The organism is Streptomyces sp. NPDC002537 (assembly GCF_053594975.1).
This window is the reverse complement of record NZ_JBSFWT010000063.1, coordinates 27,438-43,383: the sequence shown is the minus strand read 5'-3', so window position 1 is coordinate 43,383 and position 15,946 is coordinate 27,438. Positions and strand designations below refer to the sequence as shown.

Sequence of the window (15,946 nt, the reverse complement as noted above, 5' to 3'; positions counted from 1 at the left end):
CGGGCCCGTAACAAGCGAGGCCCTCGGACTGTTGATCGGGATGTCTCACCTCCCAACCCAGCAGCCAGAGGGCCTCGTTGGTTGTCCATCCTTGCACACTCGACCTGCCGCACGCCCTCGTCGAATGAGTCACGATGCTGATCGTCACCCGTGAAGGTGACCGTCGGTGCAAACTCCGGCCTTCCGTCACCGGGCCCGCAGGCGAACTGCTCTGGTTCTCACCCGCGTTGCCGGGCCGGACCGTGGACATCACCGCGGCCCGCACCCACCGAACCATCACCATCTGTGAGCGGCTGAAGGTCCCTGTCCTCGCGGACAAAGCCTACGAAGGGGCCGGCGGAACCTTCTGCACCCCCTTCAAACGGCACTGCGGACGCCGGTCGAGCGAGCCTTCGCCCGCCTCAAGTGCTGGCGCCTCTTCCGAAAAGCACGCTGCAGCCCCAACCGCCTCACGTCAATGACCCAGGCCGTCCTCACCCTCAAGCAGCAACGCTGAAGATCCTTACTGAACCTCTTTCAGCTTGGCCACTGATCGGATGAGGGCGGTGGTGTCCGCGACGCACGAGGTTCCCGTGCCGTTGAGGGAGGTGTTCGAACTCTCAACCCACCGCAATGCCGCGAAGTTAGGGCTTGTAAAGAATCAAGGTGTGGGTTTCGTCTGTGGCGTGAGGGTGACGCCGTGTGCGGCGGCGTGGACGAAGAGCCCGGTGAGGGTGCCCAGGTGCGCCGCCACGGGCCCGGGGGGGTGTGCCCGTGCTGGTCCATCAGCTGCCCGATCTCGCCGGTAGCCTCGCGGATGGTGTCCTTGCTGACGGTAAACAGGCGGGCGAGCACGGCGGGTGACAGGCCAAGGCGCTGGTGCAGCACGGTGGCCAGGACACGGTCGGCCAGGTCGAGTTTGGCTTTGCGGCCGCCGCCCGGGGCCCGGCGCCGGGTGCCGCCGTCGCGCCAGGCGGTGTGGTCCGGTGCGTGCAGTGCCTGCCAGTACGGGGCCAGGGCCGTGGACAGGCCGGCGAGTTCGGTGCTGGTCATGCCGGTCAGGGCGGGGTGTGCCAGGGCCTCCCGGTCGAGGCCGAGGACCGGTTTGCCAGGGCACCAGCACGCTCACGCGAACACTGACCGTCGCCCAGGGCATCTTCGCTCCTGGCCATCTGGGCGAGTTGACCAAGTACCTTCCCTTCGAGCTGGTCGACGCCGTATTGACGTCACGGGTACGCAAGCTGCCGTCGCGGGTGGTGGTGTACTTTGTGCTGGCCATGGCGCTGTTCGGCGAGTGCGGATATCGGGGCGACGTGTGGGCCGCGCTGGTCGCCGCGCCGGGTATGCCCGACGTCGACCCGTCCGCGGCGGCATTGCGCCAGGCCCGACGCCGACTCGGCTCGGCACCGCTGTCCGAGCTGTTCGACCGGGTGAAGGGCGCGGTTGCAGCCGAGGACACGGCGGGATCATGGTGGCGAGGGCTGCGGACCGTGACCTGGGACGGCACGAGCATCCTGGTCTCGGACAGCGAGGCCAACCGGTCGTACTGCGGCCGGGTCTCCGCGACCAACGGAGTCGCCGGATTCCCCCTGGTCCGGCTGTCCGCACTGGTCGAGTGCGGCACCAGGACACTGATCGACGCGGTGCTCGGGCCGTGGTCCCAGGCCGAGGAGTCCCAGTGCACGGTACTGTGCCGGGCGCTGGAACCAGACATGCTGTTGCTGGCCGACCGGGGCAGCAAGGGCTTCGCGCTGGCCTGGTCAGCTGCGGCCACCGGAGCTCAACTGCTGTGGCGGATGAGTGCCGACCTGCAGCCACCGGTGCTGCACACCCTTCCCGACGGCACCTACTTGTCGATGTCCACCGGGACCAATGAACGGGCCGGCTGAGCAGGTGGAGCCGCCACCGGCGCACGGTCCCACCGTAGATCGCCGGCGTGGCCATCCGCGTCGTCGAGGCCACGGTGACAGTCCTCGCCGTCGACGGCACGACGACGAGTACGAGCCTGCTGCTGTTCACCACGCTGCTGGATCACCGGCGCTACCCCGCTGCCGAACTCACCGAGCTCTACCACCGAAGGTGGCAGGCGGAGACCGCGTACTTCGGACTGAAGATCACGCTGCGCGGGGCGGACCGCGTGCTACGCGCGTACCACACCGACGACGCCCAGCAGGAACTGTTCGGCCTGCTTGTCGTCTACCAGGCCGCGCGGCAGATCGTTGTCGACGCCGCCCTGCACGCCGGGATCACCCCGTCCCGGATCTCGCTCGCCGTCACCATCCGCACCGCCCGCCACACCGTGATCACCGCAACCGGGACCACGACACGTCAGGGGTGCCGGCCCACTCCCGTGATCCGTCACGCCGTCCTGCACCCCCGCGAACCGGCCCCGCCGCACCAGAATCCAGCCCCGCCGCGTCAAGCGCCCACTCTCGACCTACGCCTACAACACGACCAGGAAAAACACCCCGATCCCCAACGCGAAGATCGCCATAACCATCACCACAACCACGGACCGAACACACGACGATGGCGAACCTACACTTCCACCCCTCTACATCAACTTCACCGAACCACTTGACAACTGCCCTCGGCACTCAAACTTCCCGGTCTTGAGCCTTCGGCAGGCCTCGGTAGCGGGCGTGGTGGGCGTCGCAGCGGCTGGACGTCTGCGCCATCGTTCCCTCGACGCTGGCGCGGATGGCGTACTGCTCGCGCCAGGCATCGGTGCCCTGTTCCGCGCGGATCCGACGCTGGGCCTCCAGCTGAGGCGGGCACGGAAGGTCAGGCCCCGGGCGCCGGTCGCCGAGCGGGTGCACCGGGGACAGTCGGGGCACGGTCCGCAGTCGGGCATTTTGAAGGTCGCCTGGACGGCCGGCAGACCGTCCGCGTTGCTGGTGCACTTCCAGTCGCGGCTCACGGCGCCGTTGGGGCAGACGACCTTCCGCTGTTCCCAGTCGATGGTGAACCGGGTGAGGTCGAAGGCGTCGGGGTCGCGGGCCTGCCAGGCGGAGTCCGGTGGCAGCGGGCCGATGAGTTCGGCTCCGTGCAGTGCCCGGGCGGCCAGGACATGGTCCACGCTCACGTAGCCGGCGTCGACGAGTTCCTGGTCGGGCAACAGGCCGGCTACGGCGAGGTCGGTGTGTCGTGCGGTGACCGTCTCGACGTCCGAGGTCGTCGCCGGCGTGGTGGCGACATGGACGATCACGTGCGGCCGGTCGGCCTCGCAGGTCTCGGTGAAGTGCCCCTTGTATCCGCTCCAGCCCCTACCGCGCTTGCCCCCGTAGCGTGCATCGACCTCGTACGGACTCTTGATCGCCACAGCCCCGGGCGGTAGTTCACCCTTTCCCCGCAGGCGGGGCCCATCGTGGCTGCGGTAGTGCTGCTGCAGCCACATCGCCCGCAGGACGCCAAGCGCGGGGATCTCCCGCAGCCATCCGGGCGCCTCCGCGGCGTGGACAACGTCCAACAGCTCATAGCCGTCCGAGGCCACCGTGAGCGCGAGCTCGGCACGGGCTGCTTCTCCCTTCGGCATACGGCAGTCGCTCGCCCGCTGGCCATAGCGTTCCCACCAGGCGGGCCGGACGTGGTCGGCCAACCAGACCGGGGCCGCGGCCGACAAGGATTCCAGGGCGGCCCGCATCGTCCCGGTGGTGAGCTCCAGACGCTCGAGCAGCCGCATACTCGCCAAAACGTGCGTTGCGTCCGTGCGCTGACGCCCGCCCTTCACCAGCAGGCCGTGCTCCCGCAGGTCTTCCAGCATCCGCGTGAGCAGCAGCGCGGAACTCACTGAGCACCGAGGCATCGAAGCCCGGACCGGTCAACTCCATCGACAGGCAGCACTACCAGTCCACCCTGCCCCGCACAGCGTCAGCTGCCTGGCGGTCCGTCATCCCCTCCGCGAACTGCAGCACCAGCACAGCCGCCAGCCGTGCCGGCGAGATCGACGGATGCCCACGCACAGCGAAGTACTCCATGAACTGAGCGTCGGCGAACGCTTCTCCGAGCACCTCCCGCATCCGCATCGCCAGGCAGGCAGCCCTTCGGAAAGGCCGCATGCACCACCCGAGCCGTCAGCACCGGAACTTCACAACCCGGCCTCGGCCACATCGACACCGCAGACCACCCCCACCCAAAGGACATACACCCATCAGCACGGCCCCACGGCCAAGACGATCACCGCAGCAGCCCATGTGAATTAGCCAGCAGAGTCACTCCGGGGGGCGCCTCACCCGAGCCCTTCCCCGGACTGGACGTCACCTCCGGTCCGGGGAAGGGCAGAGCGGTTGTGAGGCTGCTGCCGTTCTGAGTTGCTGCAGCGGTTCTGCTCTCGCCTACCCTCCGCAGCAGCAGCGGACTCTGCCCTGTCAGGAGTTGGAGCTGCCGAAGTTCAGGATGTTGTTGAGGAAATTCAGGCCCTCGAACATGTTGCGGCTTTCCCGGTGGTCACGGCCGGGCCAGTCGCTGTGCTCCCTGCAGTCCTGGTCACCGCAGTGCTCACCTGTGACTACGGCCGGGGTGTTCGGGGCAGCTTCGGCCATGCCTGCGAGCGGGATGACAGCCGTTGCGGCCATTGCGGCAGCAACCAGATAGCGACCAATTGCCTTACGCATCCATATCTCCCAAATCTAGAAAAATATAAGAATATGACATGCGTACCACGTTTCGCCGACCTCATTGCGCGAGGTCACATGATTCACTCGTGTGGGTCTGCGTATGGTGCTGCCCGACCCTGGACCGTGCGGTGAAGGCGATGACGAAGTCGGCTGCGCATACGGCTGGGGGTGCGGTGGGTCTGAGATGACTCCTACGGCAAAGCTGATGCGTTCTCAGCTTTCGAGATGGGTGCAGGAGCTATACCCTTTGGGGTCCGGTTCGTTTCGAGTGACTGGCTGACCTGGGTGTTTGCCTGAGCGGACTGATCGGGGGTGCTGGCTGCTTCTACCTTCTCGGTGAGGGGGTGGGGTGATGGTGTCCTTGCTCGAGGAGTTGGAGCGCCGCGAGGCTGTGATCCGCGAGCGTGTGTCCGGACTACGGTTCCAGAAAGCCGAGTTGAGTGAGCAGTGGGCCCAGCTTTGTCACGTTGGCGGGTCTGCGTGAGATGGTCGTCGCGGGAGGGGCCGGTCGTGGAGTCCGAGGACGTGCCGTCGCACAAGGGGCACCGGTACCCGGTGGAGATCATTTCTCACTGTGTGTGGCTGTGCTTCCGCTTCCCGCTGTCCTTCCGCGAGGTCGAGGAGCTGATGCTCGAGCGGGGTGTTGAGGTCTCCTACGAGACGGTGCGCCGCTGGTGTCTCAAGTTCGGGCAGGAGTACGCGAACCGGCTGCGCCGGCGTCGTCCGCGGCCGGGCGACAAGTGGCACCTGGACGAGGTCTTCATCAGGATCAACGGGAAGATCCACTATCTGTGGCGGGCCGTCGACCAGGACGGCAACGTTCTCGACATCCTTGTCCAGCCCCGGCGCAACGCCCGTGCTGCCAGGCGGTTCTTCCGCCGCCTCCTCAAGGACTGTGCGTACGTGCTCCGGGTGATCGTGACCGACAAGCTCCGCTCTTACGGCGCCGCGCACCGCGAGGTGATGCCCCCGGTCGAACACCGAGCGACTCCGTCGGGGATCTTGAGGTTCGAAGGTCATTTGCCTTGGCGCCACCACAGGGGCCGAGGTAGCCCTCGGGTGGCGAGGTACTGCTGGAAGGCCGTGGGTGGGCGTGGGCGGTAGGTGGAGTTCTCGGGTTCTTGTTCGCTGAGGCGTTCGATGTTGATGGCGATCGCGGTCAGGACGTGCTGGACGTGTGTTTTGGCGGTGCCGTGGTAGCAGCAGCGGCGGGCTCGGTGGCCGGTGACGAGTTCGTGCACGGTCCCCTCGACGCCGGAGCGGGAGGCATACAGCTGTTTCCACTGGTCATCGCGCTGGTCGGCGCGGTTGCGGGCCTGGAGCTCGTGCAGGCGGCGGGGCAGGAAGTTCACCGTCCGGGCCGCACCGCGGGTGCACTGGGACCTTTCGGGGCATGGCTGGCACTGCCGCTTGTCGAACCGGACGACCGCATAAGGGGCCACGGCCGGAGGCTCGTTCCAGTTGCCGCTGACCTGGCCGTTGGGGCAGGTGACCTCGCGTCGGTCGAAGTCGATGATGAAGTTCTCACGGGCGAAGCCGGTGTCCGTCGCGCGCTGTTGGGAGCTGTTCGCGGGCAGTGGCCCGACGAGAGTGACCTTGTGGGTGCGGGCGGCCGCGTCGAACCCGGTGGCCGAGGTGTAGCCGCCGTCGACGAGGTGCTGGGCGGGCAGCAGACGGCGCCGCTTGAGGCGGGCGTGGATGGCGGGCAGCGCCTGGCTGTCCGCGGCTGAGACCACAGTGGCCACATCCGTGATCACATTGACACGGCCGTCGTCGCAGGTCTCGGTCACATGCGCGAGGTAGCCGGTCCACCGGGTGTTCCCACGGCGGACCCAGCGCGCCTCCACGTCGTAGGGCGACTCGATCCGCACCTTCGCCGGAACCAGGCCGTCCTTCTCACAGCGCGGCCGCAGCCGGCCTCGGGCATCGACGACGAACTGCTGCACCATGATCTGGCGCAGAGCTTCGAGCTGCGAGCCCGGGCGGCGGCCGGGCCGGTGCCGCTGGAAGCGGGTGAGCAGGTCGGCCGCGTCGGTGCCGGCCTGGGTGAGGCGGGTGACGGGGTGGCTGGGCTGGCTGCACATGCGGACCGGGCGCCCGTAGCGTTCGCCCCACTCGGCGGTCACCAGTCCGTCCAGGAGGTCGGGGTCGGTGCGGGCGAGTTCTTCCACGGCGGCACGGACCGCTTCGAGCACCAGCTCCAGCCGGGTCAGCTCGCGGGCGGCGGCAAGGATGTGGGTGGAGTCCGTGCGTTGACGGCCCCTCGCTTTGACCAGGCCGGCCGCTTTGAGCCGCTCCAGCGCGAGGTCGAGCAGCTGGTCGGCGCGGTCGTCCTTGGCGAGGCGGTCGCGGAAGTCGCCCAGCACGCTGTGGTGGAAGCCGGGATCGTCCAGTTCCAGCGCGAGGGCGTATTTGAAGTCGAGGCGGCAGCGCACCGCCTCTGCCGCCTGCCGGTCCGACAGGTTCAGCAGGAACTGCAGGACACATACGGTGGCGAGCTGGGCGGGCGATAACCCGGGGCGTCCGTCACGCGAGTACCAGGCTTCGAAGTCCTCGTCCCGCCATAGTCCGTCCAGCCGGTCGCGTACCCACATCGCCGTCGTCCCGCGGGGGTTGCCCGCGCGGGCAACCTGCGCAGTCAGAGCGGGAATCTGCACACCGGAGCGGGGACGGACGGACACCAGACACCTCAACGACGGTCGTTCACCTTCAAAACCGAGTCGAGCTTGCCGGTTGATCACACCCATCCGCCGAGGATTCTCAAGATCCCCGACGAAGTCGCTCACCGCAGTTCCAAGTACTTGAACCGCGCAGAGAACTCCCATCAGCCCGTCAGGCAGCGCGAGAGAGCGATGAAACGCCTCCTCTCCCCGGGCTCGGCCTAGAGGTTCCTGTCCGCGTTCAGCTCGATCTCGCCGCACTTCAGGCCCCGACGGCACCTGATCACAGCAAGTGACTATCGGAGCAAGATGGCTGACCGGCTCAGCGTCTGGAAGACCATCACCGGCGCACCCGCGGTCATCTGACCGAGGTGCCACCACCGACCCTCAAGACGCCCCAACGCACCTACCCCCACCACCAACGTGACAACGCCGTTCGCCCAGCTCAGCGCGCTGCCCTGGGCCGATGTCCCCGGCCGGGCCCGGGAGCGGGACCGGAGCCATGGACGCCGCGAGCACCGCGCCATCCTCGCGGTCACCGTCCCGGCCGGTCTCCGCTTCCCCTATGCGGCCCAGGCCTTCCGGATCCGCCGCACCACCCGCCACCTCGACGGACGGCCCAAACACACCGAGACCGTCTACGGCATCACCAGCCTGAAGGCACACCGGGCCGGCCCCGCCCACCTCGGCGCCTACGTCCGCGGGCACTGGGGCATCAAGAACCGCCTCCACTGGGTCCGGGACGTCACCTTCGACGAGGATCGCTCACAGGTCCGCACCGGCAACGGCCCCAGAGCGATGGCCGCCCTCCGCAACCTCGCCATCAGCACCGCCCTGCCGTCTGGCCGGAGCCACCAACATCGCCGGAGCCCTCCGCCACGACTCCCGCGACTACACCCGTCCCTTGGCCATGCTCGGCCTCACGTGAACAACTTTGCCGAGGCCCTGGGCGCTGGCCTTCCCTGTCGTCGAAAGTGCGCTGTCTGAGGCGGCCCGTGACGATGACACGCATGCCCTTGCTGAGGGACTGTGCGGCGTTTTCGCCGACCTGTCGCCACAGTGAGCAGCGTAGGAACAGCAGCTTGGCCGTTGGTGAATTCGCTGCGGTCGCGGTCGAAGACGCGCGGGGTGGAGGCGACCACGGGTATGCCGGAGGCGCTATGGCGCAGTTCCGGGTCGGAGGTGACGTTGCCCGCCACCGTCACCAGCGTTTCGCCCGCCATGCTGGCACCCCTTTTTTGACCGTAGGCCGGAACACGCTCACCGTACCGTCCTCACTGGGCGCGCTGGCGCGATGGACGGTATGACGAGCGAGGAGAACGTGCTGGAGGCGGCGGCCGCGGAGCTCGCCGCCGTGCAGGAGGCACTGGTGGCGGCGCGCCGGAACCTGACGATGGCGATCGTGGCTGCCTGCCGGGACGGGGTACCGACCGCCCCTATTGCCGGACGGGCCGGTGTGAGCGTCACCGAGGTGCGCAATATTCTCGCGGCGACCGGGACTTCGCGCCGCACGTGACCGTGCGGGACTGCGGGCTCGGTGCGCTGGCAGCGCGCCCTTTTTGGGAGGTGAGGGACCCTGGCACGTGACCGCCGGGGGTTGAGGCCGTGCCAGGGGCCCTCCGGGCGCCGTACCGGGGGGGGCGTTGTCCCGGTACGGCGCAGCAGTGGCCCTCACGGAGCCGCCGCACAGGCTTCGCTGCTGTCGCGGACTGCCACGGGGGCCCACACCTGGAATGTAACCATTATCTTCGCAAAATGACCAGATAGGCACGGATTGTTGAAAAAGCGACAAAGTTGTTGAATGGTTGCGGACTGGGCGGTGGCCGGCGGCGCGGTCCGTGTCGGTCCGTCTGCGCCCGGTCGCCTGGCTGGGGCAAGGTCCGGCACACGGTTCCGGATACCCGGGAGATGGCTGTCGGAAAGGTGAGGCGGCAACAATGGGCGAGCTCGGTGACGCACAGCTGGATGCGCTGATGGAAGAAACCACTGAGGCCGTTGGAGGAGGTACGCCCGAAGGGCGCCCACACCCTGCGGGGTGTGGGCGCCCTTCGGGCGTACCTCCTCCAACGGCCCTATGGGCTCCCAAACGACAACTGACGCCCATGCCCTGCGCGTTGATGCTCGAAGGCCTGACTGTCAGAGATCGCCGGCTCCGCAGGCCGCTCGTCGCCGCAGCGGGTCGTCGGCACATGCTCTTGGGATCAGTATCCCCTTCTGCACCGGCCCAAGTGGCGCTCTGCCCCTCGGGCGCGAACGGCCAGGCCGCCGACTGCTGCGGCCCCGCTTCCACAAGTATGCCGTCCCGGTCGCGAGAAGCCCCAGAGCATCATTGCCCCGCTGGCCGGATAACCCAGGACATCACCACTGGAACGTGGCGCGCGTCACGCTGAATCTGGCGGTAGTCGGCCAGGTGCCGCCAAGACCGGGCAGTTCGACCGGGCCCGGACCTCTGCCGGCTCTTGTCCGCATCGCGCTGCGGCGCCCGACGGGGATGGCAGACGGCATCTCGAGCCCTACCACCAGGCTGCCGGCGTGCGATGGTGTCTTCGTGGGGTGGTGGATCAGCTGGCGGTTTGGGCGTGAGCCGCGTGCCAGGCGTCCCGGATGTCACTGCGGAGCCGGCCTCGGTCAGGCACGTCCGTGCCTTGCTCCTTAGCCCACTGCCGCATCTCGGCCACGGGCGGATTCGCTGCCGATGACGAGGGATCCGGTCGAGGGCGGGCGGGGATGGCAGGGCAGGAAGGCGGCTGAAGCAGCTGGCCGGGAGCAGCGGTTTGATGCCGTGTGCGGCGAGGGTGGTGGAGAGTTGGTGGAGGTGTTCGACGCGGTTGGTGAGGGCCAGGCTGTGCCGTCCGCGCCGGGCGGCGTCGGCGATGTCGGCGGCGATCTGGGTGTTGCGGTCGGGGTTCGTGGCGAGTTCGGTGTAGATGGCCTGGTAGGAGGCGCCGTCTTTGCCTGGTTCGTCGGTGGTGAACGAGGTCGGGTGGACGACGAGGTACTTGGTGAAGGCGCTGGTGTCGGCGATCTCGTGCCGGATGGTGCCGCACTGCATCGTGATCAGCGGGTCCATCTGGTCGGCCCGGTACGGCGTGGCCGACAGGCCGATCCACCGCTCGGCGCGGGCTTTGCGGATTGCGGCTTCCGCGCCCTGGGCGCCCACGGCGTGGCACTCGTCGACCACGATGAGTCCGTAGCCGTCCAGCAGGCCGTCGGGGGCGTCGCGGTGGCTGAGTGTCTGCAGCATGATCAGGTCGACCACGTGGCCGCGGCGGTCCTTGCCCGCGCCCAGGGAGCCGACCTGGCCTGCTCCGAGCTGGAGGAACGTGGCCAGGCGGTCCTGCCACTGGGACAGCAGCTCCGAGCGGTTGACGATGATCGCTGTCGGTTTGTGGTGGTGGGCGATCAGTGCGCAGGCCATGACCGTCTTACCCGATCCCGGGGGCGCCACGAGCACGCCGCTGAGGTGCTTCTTGACCGCGTCGACCGCGTGGCGCTGCACATCGGTCAGCTCACCGGTGAAGCGGGCGCTGATCGGTGCGATGTCCGGGAGCTCGCTGGTGACCGAGAGCGTGCTGCCGGCTGCGGCGACGAGTTGGGCCGCCTCGTCCGCCAGGCCGCGCGGCAGCTTCAGCCAGTCGGGGTCGGTGGCGTCGAAGGAGCAGACCATGCGCGGGGTGTCCCAGGTGGAGTACCGCTGGCTCTGGCGGCGGTAGAACTCCAGGTTGTGGAACGACGCCGTGTGCTTGAGCGCGGCGAGCAAGGCGGTCGGCAGGCCCTTGGTGGAGAGGGCGAGCATCGCCGACAGGCGTGCCACGACGAGGCCGGGAGCCCTGCCCAGGGAACGCCGTCGGGGCTTGGGCGGCAGGACCGGAGCGGTCGCCGACGGACCCGCCCTGTCCTCGCCCAGATTGCCGACGAGCGCCTCGAGCTCGGCCGGGGACAGCCGCTCGGCCTGGGCCGGGTATGCGAACTGGTCCGGGTAGGGCTCCCAGGACTGCGGGTCGACGAAGACCGTGGTGCCCTTCAGCCGGGAGACGCCTTGTAGCGGGAGCGCGATCAGGTTGCCGAACCGGGCGTTGCCCCTGGCGTTCGTCGGGAGGAGGGGCGGGAAAGAGCCGGTCGTAGCTGGACAGCGTCATCTGCCCGCGAGCGTCGATCGCCCGGCGCAGCAGCGCCATGCCCAGCGCGCGGGCGGTGGCCGCGGTGACGGGGGCGGTGAAGAAGGTCCACACGTGTGCACCGGCCCCGGAGCGGGAGACCTCCACCAGCGCGGGGACACCGGCGGCGTGGCAGGCAGAGGTGTAGGCGGCGGCATCACGACGCCAGTCGCTGGCGTCCTTGCCATCGAAGTCGGCTGCCAGGAGTCGGCAGGTGTCATCGGCCAGTAGCGGGTAGAGACCGAGGTGGACCTCCCGCGTGCCGGGTTCGGGCCGCGAGAGGTGGTTGTAGATGGCTCTGTCAGTCAAGGGTCAGAACACCCGTTCGGTGTCGTTCTTGTTCTTGGCGAAGGGGTTGTCCTCGGCAGGACTCCAGCCCGTCCGGCCCGTTCTCGCGCTCACCCAGCGGGTGGCGTACACGTCCTCACGGCCGGCGAATAGGGCTCGGAACAGAGCGATCTTCGTCTCCGCAGCGGAGGCTGCGTCCGCGTACGGCAGGCTATGCCCATCCTGCGAAGTGACCGTTGGTGCCGGAGGCTCGGGGACCGGGGGCAGCGCCCGCGAGGTGTCGTCGGCGGGCATGCCCAGCCGGGTGCGCAAGCGCAGGTTCTCGATGCGCACCTCGGCGAGCCCCGCGCGGAGTTCGGCGTTCTCCTCGAGCGCCACTTCGAGCCGGATGCGCAGTTCGGCCGGGTCGTTGCAGTCGTGCCAGTCCTCCACGCTTCCATCATCCGGATTCATCTCCGTGGTGGGGCCGTTTTCTCCGGGATCCCACATGACTTCGTCAGTGGCCTTCCGCCTGTCGGGGATGGCGCAGAGAGGGAGACGGGCAGGCTCCAGCTCCGCAGTCGTCACGCCCAGACCAACGACCGGCAGGAGTCCAGAGTTCGGGCCGGGGGCCGTCGGGCTCCTTCGCGCAAGGACGTTGTCCTGGCCAGCGTCCATCCTACGCGGGGCCCCGCTCTTCTCCATCAACTTCCCCGAACCGCTTGGCAGCGGCCTCGATCCCTTGCCACGTGTGGCTCGCCGACCTCGGACCCGGGCGGGCCACCGCCGAACTACAAGATCGCCGTGCGAGCAGTGATGCAGTCCAGCCGCCCGCGCCGTGAGTGCTGGAGGCCCCCGCGCAGCACCTCTTGGCCGCCACGGGTGCGGCCGGTGTTCTGGAGGGCGGTTTGGGTGTGTGCGGTCAGGCGGGCCCAGTTGCGGAAGTTGCCGCGAGTGGTGTGCTGGTCCCGGACAGAGTCGCTCAGTGGTGTTCGGTGTCGAGGATGTGAGGCAGGCCGTGCTGCCACCGGTTGCGGTCCACGGCTTTGGCCGCCGTGAATTCCGGGGCTTCGTAGCCCCGGAATGTTGGGACCGGGCATGCTTCTGAGGCGCCCGCTGCCGCCAGGAGGGCTGTGACGGCGTGGCGTGCTGCTTCGTTCGCGGTTTCCATGGAGGTGAAGTCGAGGTTGCTGCGGGTGCGGACGTAGTCGGCGGCGAGGAAGAGGTTGGTGATGGCGGTGGATGCCTCGGGGCGGAGGTCCCAGGAGCCGGTGCTGTTGACGAGGAAGGTGTCGTCGTTGTGCAGCCCGTTGTCTGTCTCGGTGATCGCTTCGTCCAGGTACCACGAGTGCACCATGGCCTCGTCCAGTACGTGTTTGCCGTTCTTGTTCAGGTGGGCCTGCATCTGGGCCCACACCTCGCGGGCGACTTCGGCCCGGGTGCACTTGTGCGCGGGCCTGCCGTAGAGGAGGCCGGGGGTGTCCCAGTCGGAGATCACCACGGAGAGTGATTCCTGTGCCTCGCCGTCGCCCCAGGTGCGGGAGAACGAGGCGTGCCAGAGCTTGGACTGGCTGATGGAGACCAGCTTCCAGGGAGAGTCGATGTGGGCGATGTGGCCGGGGATGACGGGAGCGGGATGACGCAGGAAGTACTGGATACCGTTGGACCAGGTCTGCTGAAGCCGGTCCATGGCGGCAAGGCTCGGGGCTGCTGCGCGCAGCGCCGCGTTCCACAACTGCGCCGCACGGTTGGACGGGATGGCCGCTACGAACCAGTCGGCGTCGATGCGGGCTGGGATGCCGTCGGAGGTGCGGGCTCGGGCCGCGGTGATCCGGCCGTTGCGCAGTTCGAGTTCTTCGATCGACCAGCCGAAGGCGAAGCGGACGCCCAGGGAGCGCAGATGGGTGAGCCAGGGGTCGATCCAGGCCTCGCTGGTGGGGGCGTTGAAAATACGGTCGGCGGGACCGTCACTGCCGCGTCCCAGGAGGTCGTAGAAGATTGCCTCGGCGCCCTGGCCGATGGTGCGGGCACTGGCGGCGGTGGGCTTGAAGGCTGCAAGGATCTGGGCTCCGCCGCCCCAGATCCGCTGGTAGTCGGGGGACATCTTCTCGGCCTGGATGTAGTGCCACCAGTCCACGTACTCCCATTGCCCGAAGCGGCGCTCGGTGCAGCTGGTGAACATCATCACGAGTTGTTTGGCGAGGAAGAGGGTTTCGGTGAGTGGGAGATGGAGGCTTTCGTCGAGGATCCCGGCGACCGTGTTGACCAGCAAAGCAGCGTCGGTGAGGTTCACTCCCCGGGAGGCGAAGGGCTCAGCTCTGACAGGAAGCGGGGTGTTGGCGCGGCTGCCGGAGCGGGCGAGCTCGATCCAGGTCACGGGAGCGAGGTTGTCGAAGACGGTTCCGCCGCCCGGCCGCGGGATACGACGCAGAGTGTCCGGCAGATTGTGGTAAAAGCCGAACACGCCCCGGTGCCCGTGCTCACCGGGCAGGTCACGGCGGCCGCCGGTGCCACTGTGCGGGACGTAGAGGGTACGTGCCTTGCCTCCGGGCACGGCACGGCGCTCGTAAACGGTCACCTCGAATCCACGCTCGGCGAGTTCGTGGGCGGCGGTCAGACCGCCGACACCCGCGCCGAACACAGCGACCCGGCGCCCACGGGCCGCACCCCATGCAGGACGCACGGGGCGGGTACCCAGGCTCACGGCACCGGCGGCCATGGCCCCGTAGCGAAGTACCTTACGCCGCGGAATCCGCCTCGTCTTCGGGGTTGCGACCATGTTTCCTCCCAGCCTCCGACTTCACCTGCCGCAGGACGCTACGCAGCGACAGCCCGACGGATGGCCAGATTCTGTACCGATTCCACCGATCGAGCGGACCAGGATGCCCGGTGAGAAGGACCACGCCTGAGCTCCAAGGCAGGGTGAGTCCCGCCGTGACGGCGTCGAGGTCGCGGCGGAGGAAGCCGGCGAAGCCGCTCATGGGCTTGGGGGCGTCTTGTTCGGCCTGGCGGATCCACTCCAGCAGGAGGTGCCCGCGCCGGTGGCGGACGAGGTCGGCGAAGGTGCGGGCGAGGTCGCAGGCCCGGGTGATGTCCGGGCAGGCCAGCCGGACTTGAAGCAGCCGTTCCTCCTGGCTCTCGGTCAGGGTTTCGCGGGGCCGCATGATCCATGAGGTGATTTTGCGAGGGCTGGGGATGTCCGCCCGGATGGGTTAGGGCTTGAACGGCTCCAGGACTCCTCTCGGGCGCCGGCGGCTGCGGAGGCGAGGAACTCGTCGAGGTCGGTGTCGCGGAAGCGCCGGACCGTCTTGCGGTCCAGATTGAGGCGGCGGGCGATGGCGCTGACGGACCAGCCGACGTCCACGAGCCGGTGGATGTCCGCGTATCGGTGGCGGGTCCGCTCGATCATCTGGGTGCTGGGCAGCCCGTGCGGCGGCAGCTCGACGGGCTTCGGCTCCGGAGGCTTCTTCCCGGGCTCTTCATCAGCGCGTTTGCGCAGGCAGGGACGGTGCTGATGGCAGGTCTTCTCCACCGCGGCGGACAAGTTCTGGAGCAAGTGCCACCTATCCGCAACCTCCAGGGTGCCGGGAGCGGCCTCCTTGACCGCGCGGGTGTAGGCGGAGGCCCGGTCCCGGCAGATGATCTCGGCCCCGGGGCGCTGCCGCAGCCAATCGGCGAACGTCTCCGAGGTGCGGTCGGGCAGCACGTCCACCACCGTTCCAGCTTCGACGTCGACCAGGATCGTGCCATAGGTGCAGCCCTTGCGGAACGCGAACTCGTCGACGCCCAGCACCCGCGGAGCCCGTTCCGGCACCGGGGGCGCCTCCAGCAGATCCAGCAGCCGGGTCCGGCCAGCAGCCAGCCGTAACCGTCGGCAGAGGCGTTCGCCGACGCGGCCGCCGAGTTCGGCCGCGATGGACCGCAGCCATGTCTTCAGCCCGACGCTGGAGCGGCGGTACCGCTCGGTCAGACCGTCGATCTGCTCGGCGAACGTCTTCCGCGAACAGTTCCTCCGGTCGCAGAAGTACCTCCGGACCCGGAGCCGAACCACGACGCGCTGGGAGCCCACCGGGCGTTCGGCAAGACGGCGTTGGTACGAACTGTGCACCCGTCCTGCACGGCGTCGGCAGTCCGGGCACCGGCTCGGCCGGCTCGTGGACGCTGCCTCCACCACGAGCCCGTCCAGAGCCTGGCTGACACGCTCCACTCGCACACCCAGCCCGGCGAACAGCACATCCTCGACCACGTTGACTGTCACGGAGGACAA

The 15,946-nt window shown here is 68.4% G+C and carries 12 protein-coding genes and 7 pseudogenes; 7 read left to right on the top strand and 12 right to left on the bottom strand.

All coding sequences use genetic code 11. The features are described from left to right. Positions 1 to 134 precede the first annotated feature (134 nt). A pseudogene (locus ACWD4A_RS25270) lies at positions 135 to 496 on the top strand (hypothetical protein). A 144-nt stretch (positions 497 to 640) separates the two neighbouring features. Here ACWD4A_RS25270 and ACWD4A_RS25265 read toward each other — a convergent pair. Continuing rightward, positions 641 to 1,092, bottom strand: a pseudogene (locus ACWD4A_RS25265) (ISAzo13 family transposase); the annotation flags it as partial. On the opposite strand from ACWD4A_RS25265, the gene ACWD4A_RS25260 reads away from it, so the two are divergent. Both ACWD4A_RS25260 and ACWD4A_RS25255 read left to right on the top strand, forming a co-directional pair. After that, positions 975 to 1,868, top strand: a complete 894-nt coding sequence (locus ACWD4A_RS25260; protein WP_451197389.1) for a transposase domain-containing protein — start codon at positions 975 to 977, stop codon at positions 1,866 to 1,868. The pseudogene ACWD4A_RS25265 and the gene ACWD4A_RS25260 sit on opposite strands and share 118 nt — an antisense overlap. A gap of 47 nt (positions 1,869 to 1,915) precedes the next feature. After that, complete coding sequence (locus tag ACWD4A_RS25255; protein WP_451197387.1) at positions 1,916 to 2,560, top strand: hypothetical protein; 645 nt, start codon at positions 1,916 to 1,918, stop codon at positions 2,558 to 2,560. Here the strand turns inward: ACWD4A_RS25255 and ACWD4A_RS25250 are convergent. From ACWD4A_RS25250 to ACWD4A_RS25240, 3 genes are all read right to left on the bottom strand, one after another. Beyond that, complete coding sequence (locus ACWD4A_RS25250) at positions 2,534 to 3,769, bottom strand: transposase (RefSeq protein ID WP_451197386.1); 1,236 nt, start codon at positions 3,767 to 3,769, stop codon at positions 2,534 to 2,536. The two genes, ACWD4A_RS25255 and ACWD4A_RS25250, sit on opposite strands and share 27 nt — an antisense overlap. Before the next feature lie 52 nt (positions 3,770 to 3,821). Further along, a complete protein-coding gene (locus ACWD4A_RS25245; RefSeq protein WP_451197384.1) occupies positions 3,822 to 3,956 on the bottom strand; it encodes a transposase in 135 nt (44 codons plus the stop codon). A 390-nt stretch (positions 3,957 to 4,346) separates the two neighbouring features. After that, on the bottom strand, positions 4,347 to 4,592 hold the full coding sequence (locus ACWD4A_RS25240) for a hypothetical protein (protein ID WP_451197383.1): 246 nt from the start codon (positions 4,590 to 4,592) through the stop codon (positions 4,347 to 4,349). 513 nt (positions 4,593 to 5,105) lie between these two features. Here ACWD4A_RS25240 and ACWD4A_RS25235 point away from each other — a divergent pair. Next, positions 5,106 to 5,627: pseudogene (locus ACWD4A_RS25235) on the top strand (IS6 family transposase); the annotation flags it as partial. Here ACWD4A_RS25235 and ACWD4A_RS25230 read toward each other — a convergent pair. Continuing rightward, positions 5,612 to 7,276, bottom strand: coding sequence for an IS1182 family transposase (locus tag ACWD4A_RS25230; protein WP_451197381.1), 1,665 nt, complete (start codon positions 7,274 to 7,276; stop codon positions 5,612 to 5,614). The pseudogene ACWD4A_RS25235 and the gene ACWD4A_RS25230 overlap by 16 nt on opposite strands. Positions 7,277 to 7,372: 96 nt before the next feature. Between ACWD4A_RS25230 and ACWD4A_RS25225 the strand changes: the two are divergent. After that, positions 7,373 to 7,621, top strand: a pseudogene (locus ACWD4A_RS25225) (IS6 family transposase); the annotation flags it as partial. Between the two features lie 57 nt (positions 7,622 to 7,678). Then, positions 7,679 to 8,242 carry an ISAs1 family transposase gene (locus ACWD4A_RS25220; RefSeq protein WP_451197380.1) on the top strand — a complete coding sequence of 188 codons (564 nt, stop codon included), beginning with the start codon at positions 7,679 to 7,681 and terminating at the stop codon, positions 8,240 to 8,242. 22 nt (positions 8,243 to 8,264) lie between these two features. Here ACWD4A_RS25220 and ACWD4A_RS25215 read toward each other — a convergent pair. Continuing rightward, positions 8,265 to 8,315 (bottom strand): annotated as a pseudogene (locus ACWD4A_RS25215) (hypothetical protein); the annotation flags it as partial. A gap of 234 nt (positions 8,316 to 8,549) precedes the next feature. On the opposite strand from ACWD4A_RS25215, the gene ACWD4A_RS25210 reads away from it, so the two are divergent. Next, a complete protein-coding gene (locus tag ACWD4A_RS25210; RefSeq protein WP_451197378.1) occupies positions 8,550 to 8,771 on the top strand; it encodes a hypothetical protein in 222 nt (73 codons plus the stop codon). Between the two features lie 1,045 nt (positions 8,772 to 9,816). On the opposite strand, the gene ACWD4A_RS25205 is transcribed toward ACWD4A_RS25210, so the two are convergent. The 6 genes and pseudogenes from ACWD4A_RS25205 to ACWD4A_RS25180 form a co-directional block, all read right to left on the bottom strand. After that, entirely contained in the window at positions 9,817 to 9,924 is a 108-nt protein-coding gene (locus ACWD4A_RS25205; RefSeq protein ID WP_451197393.1) for an Lsr2 family DNA-binding protein, read from the bottom strand. A gap of 422 nt (positions 9,925 to 10,346) precedes the next feature. Next, a pseudogene (locus ACWD4A_RS25200) lies at positions 10,347 to 11,324 on the bottom strand (DEAD/DEAH box helicase family protein); the annotation flags it as partial. A 46-nt stretch (positions 11,325 to 11,370) separates the two neighbouring features. Then, positions 11,371 to 11,994, bottom strand: a pseudogene (locus ACWD4A_RS25195) (TOTE conflict system archaeo-eukaryotic primase domain-containing protein); the annotation flags it as partial. Positions 11,995 to 12,661: 667 nt separating this feature from the next. Beyond that, positions 12,662 to 14,362 (bottom strand): hydroxysqualene dehydroxylase, encoded by a 1,701-nt coding sequence (locus tag ACWD4A_RS25190; RefSeq protein WP_451197377.1) that lies wholly within the window; start codon positions 14,360 to 14,362, stop codon positions 12,662 to 12,664. A 55-nt stretch (positions 14,363 to 14,417) separates the two neighbouring features. Then, positions 14,418 to 14,843 carry a hypothetical protein gene (locus ACWD4A_RS25185; RefSeq protein WP_451197376.1) on the bottom strand — a complete coding sequence of 142 codons (426 nt, stop codon included), beginning with the start codon at positions 14,841 to 14,843 and terminating at the stop codon, positions 14,418 to 14,420. Further along, a complete protein-coding gene (locus ACWD4A_RS25180) occupies positions 14,822 to 15,937 on the bottom strand; it encodes an ISL3 family transposase (protein ID WP_451197375.1) in 1,116 nt (371 codons plus the stop codon). Before ACWD4A_RS25180 ends, ACWD4A_RS25185 begins: the two co-directional genes overlap by 22 nt. Between the last annotated feature and the right edge of the window lie 9 nt (positions 15,938 to 15,946).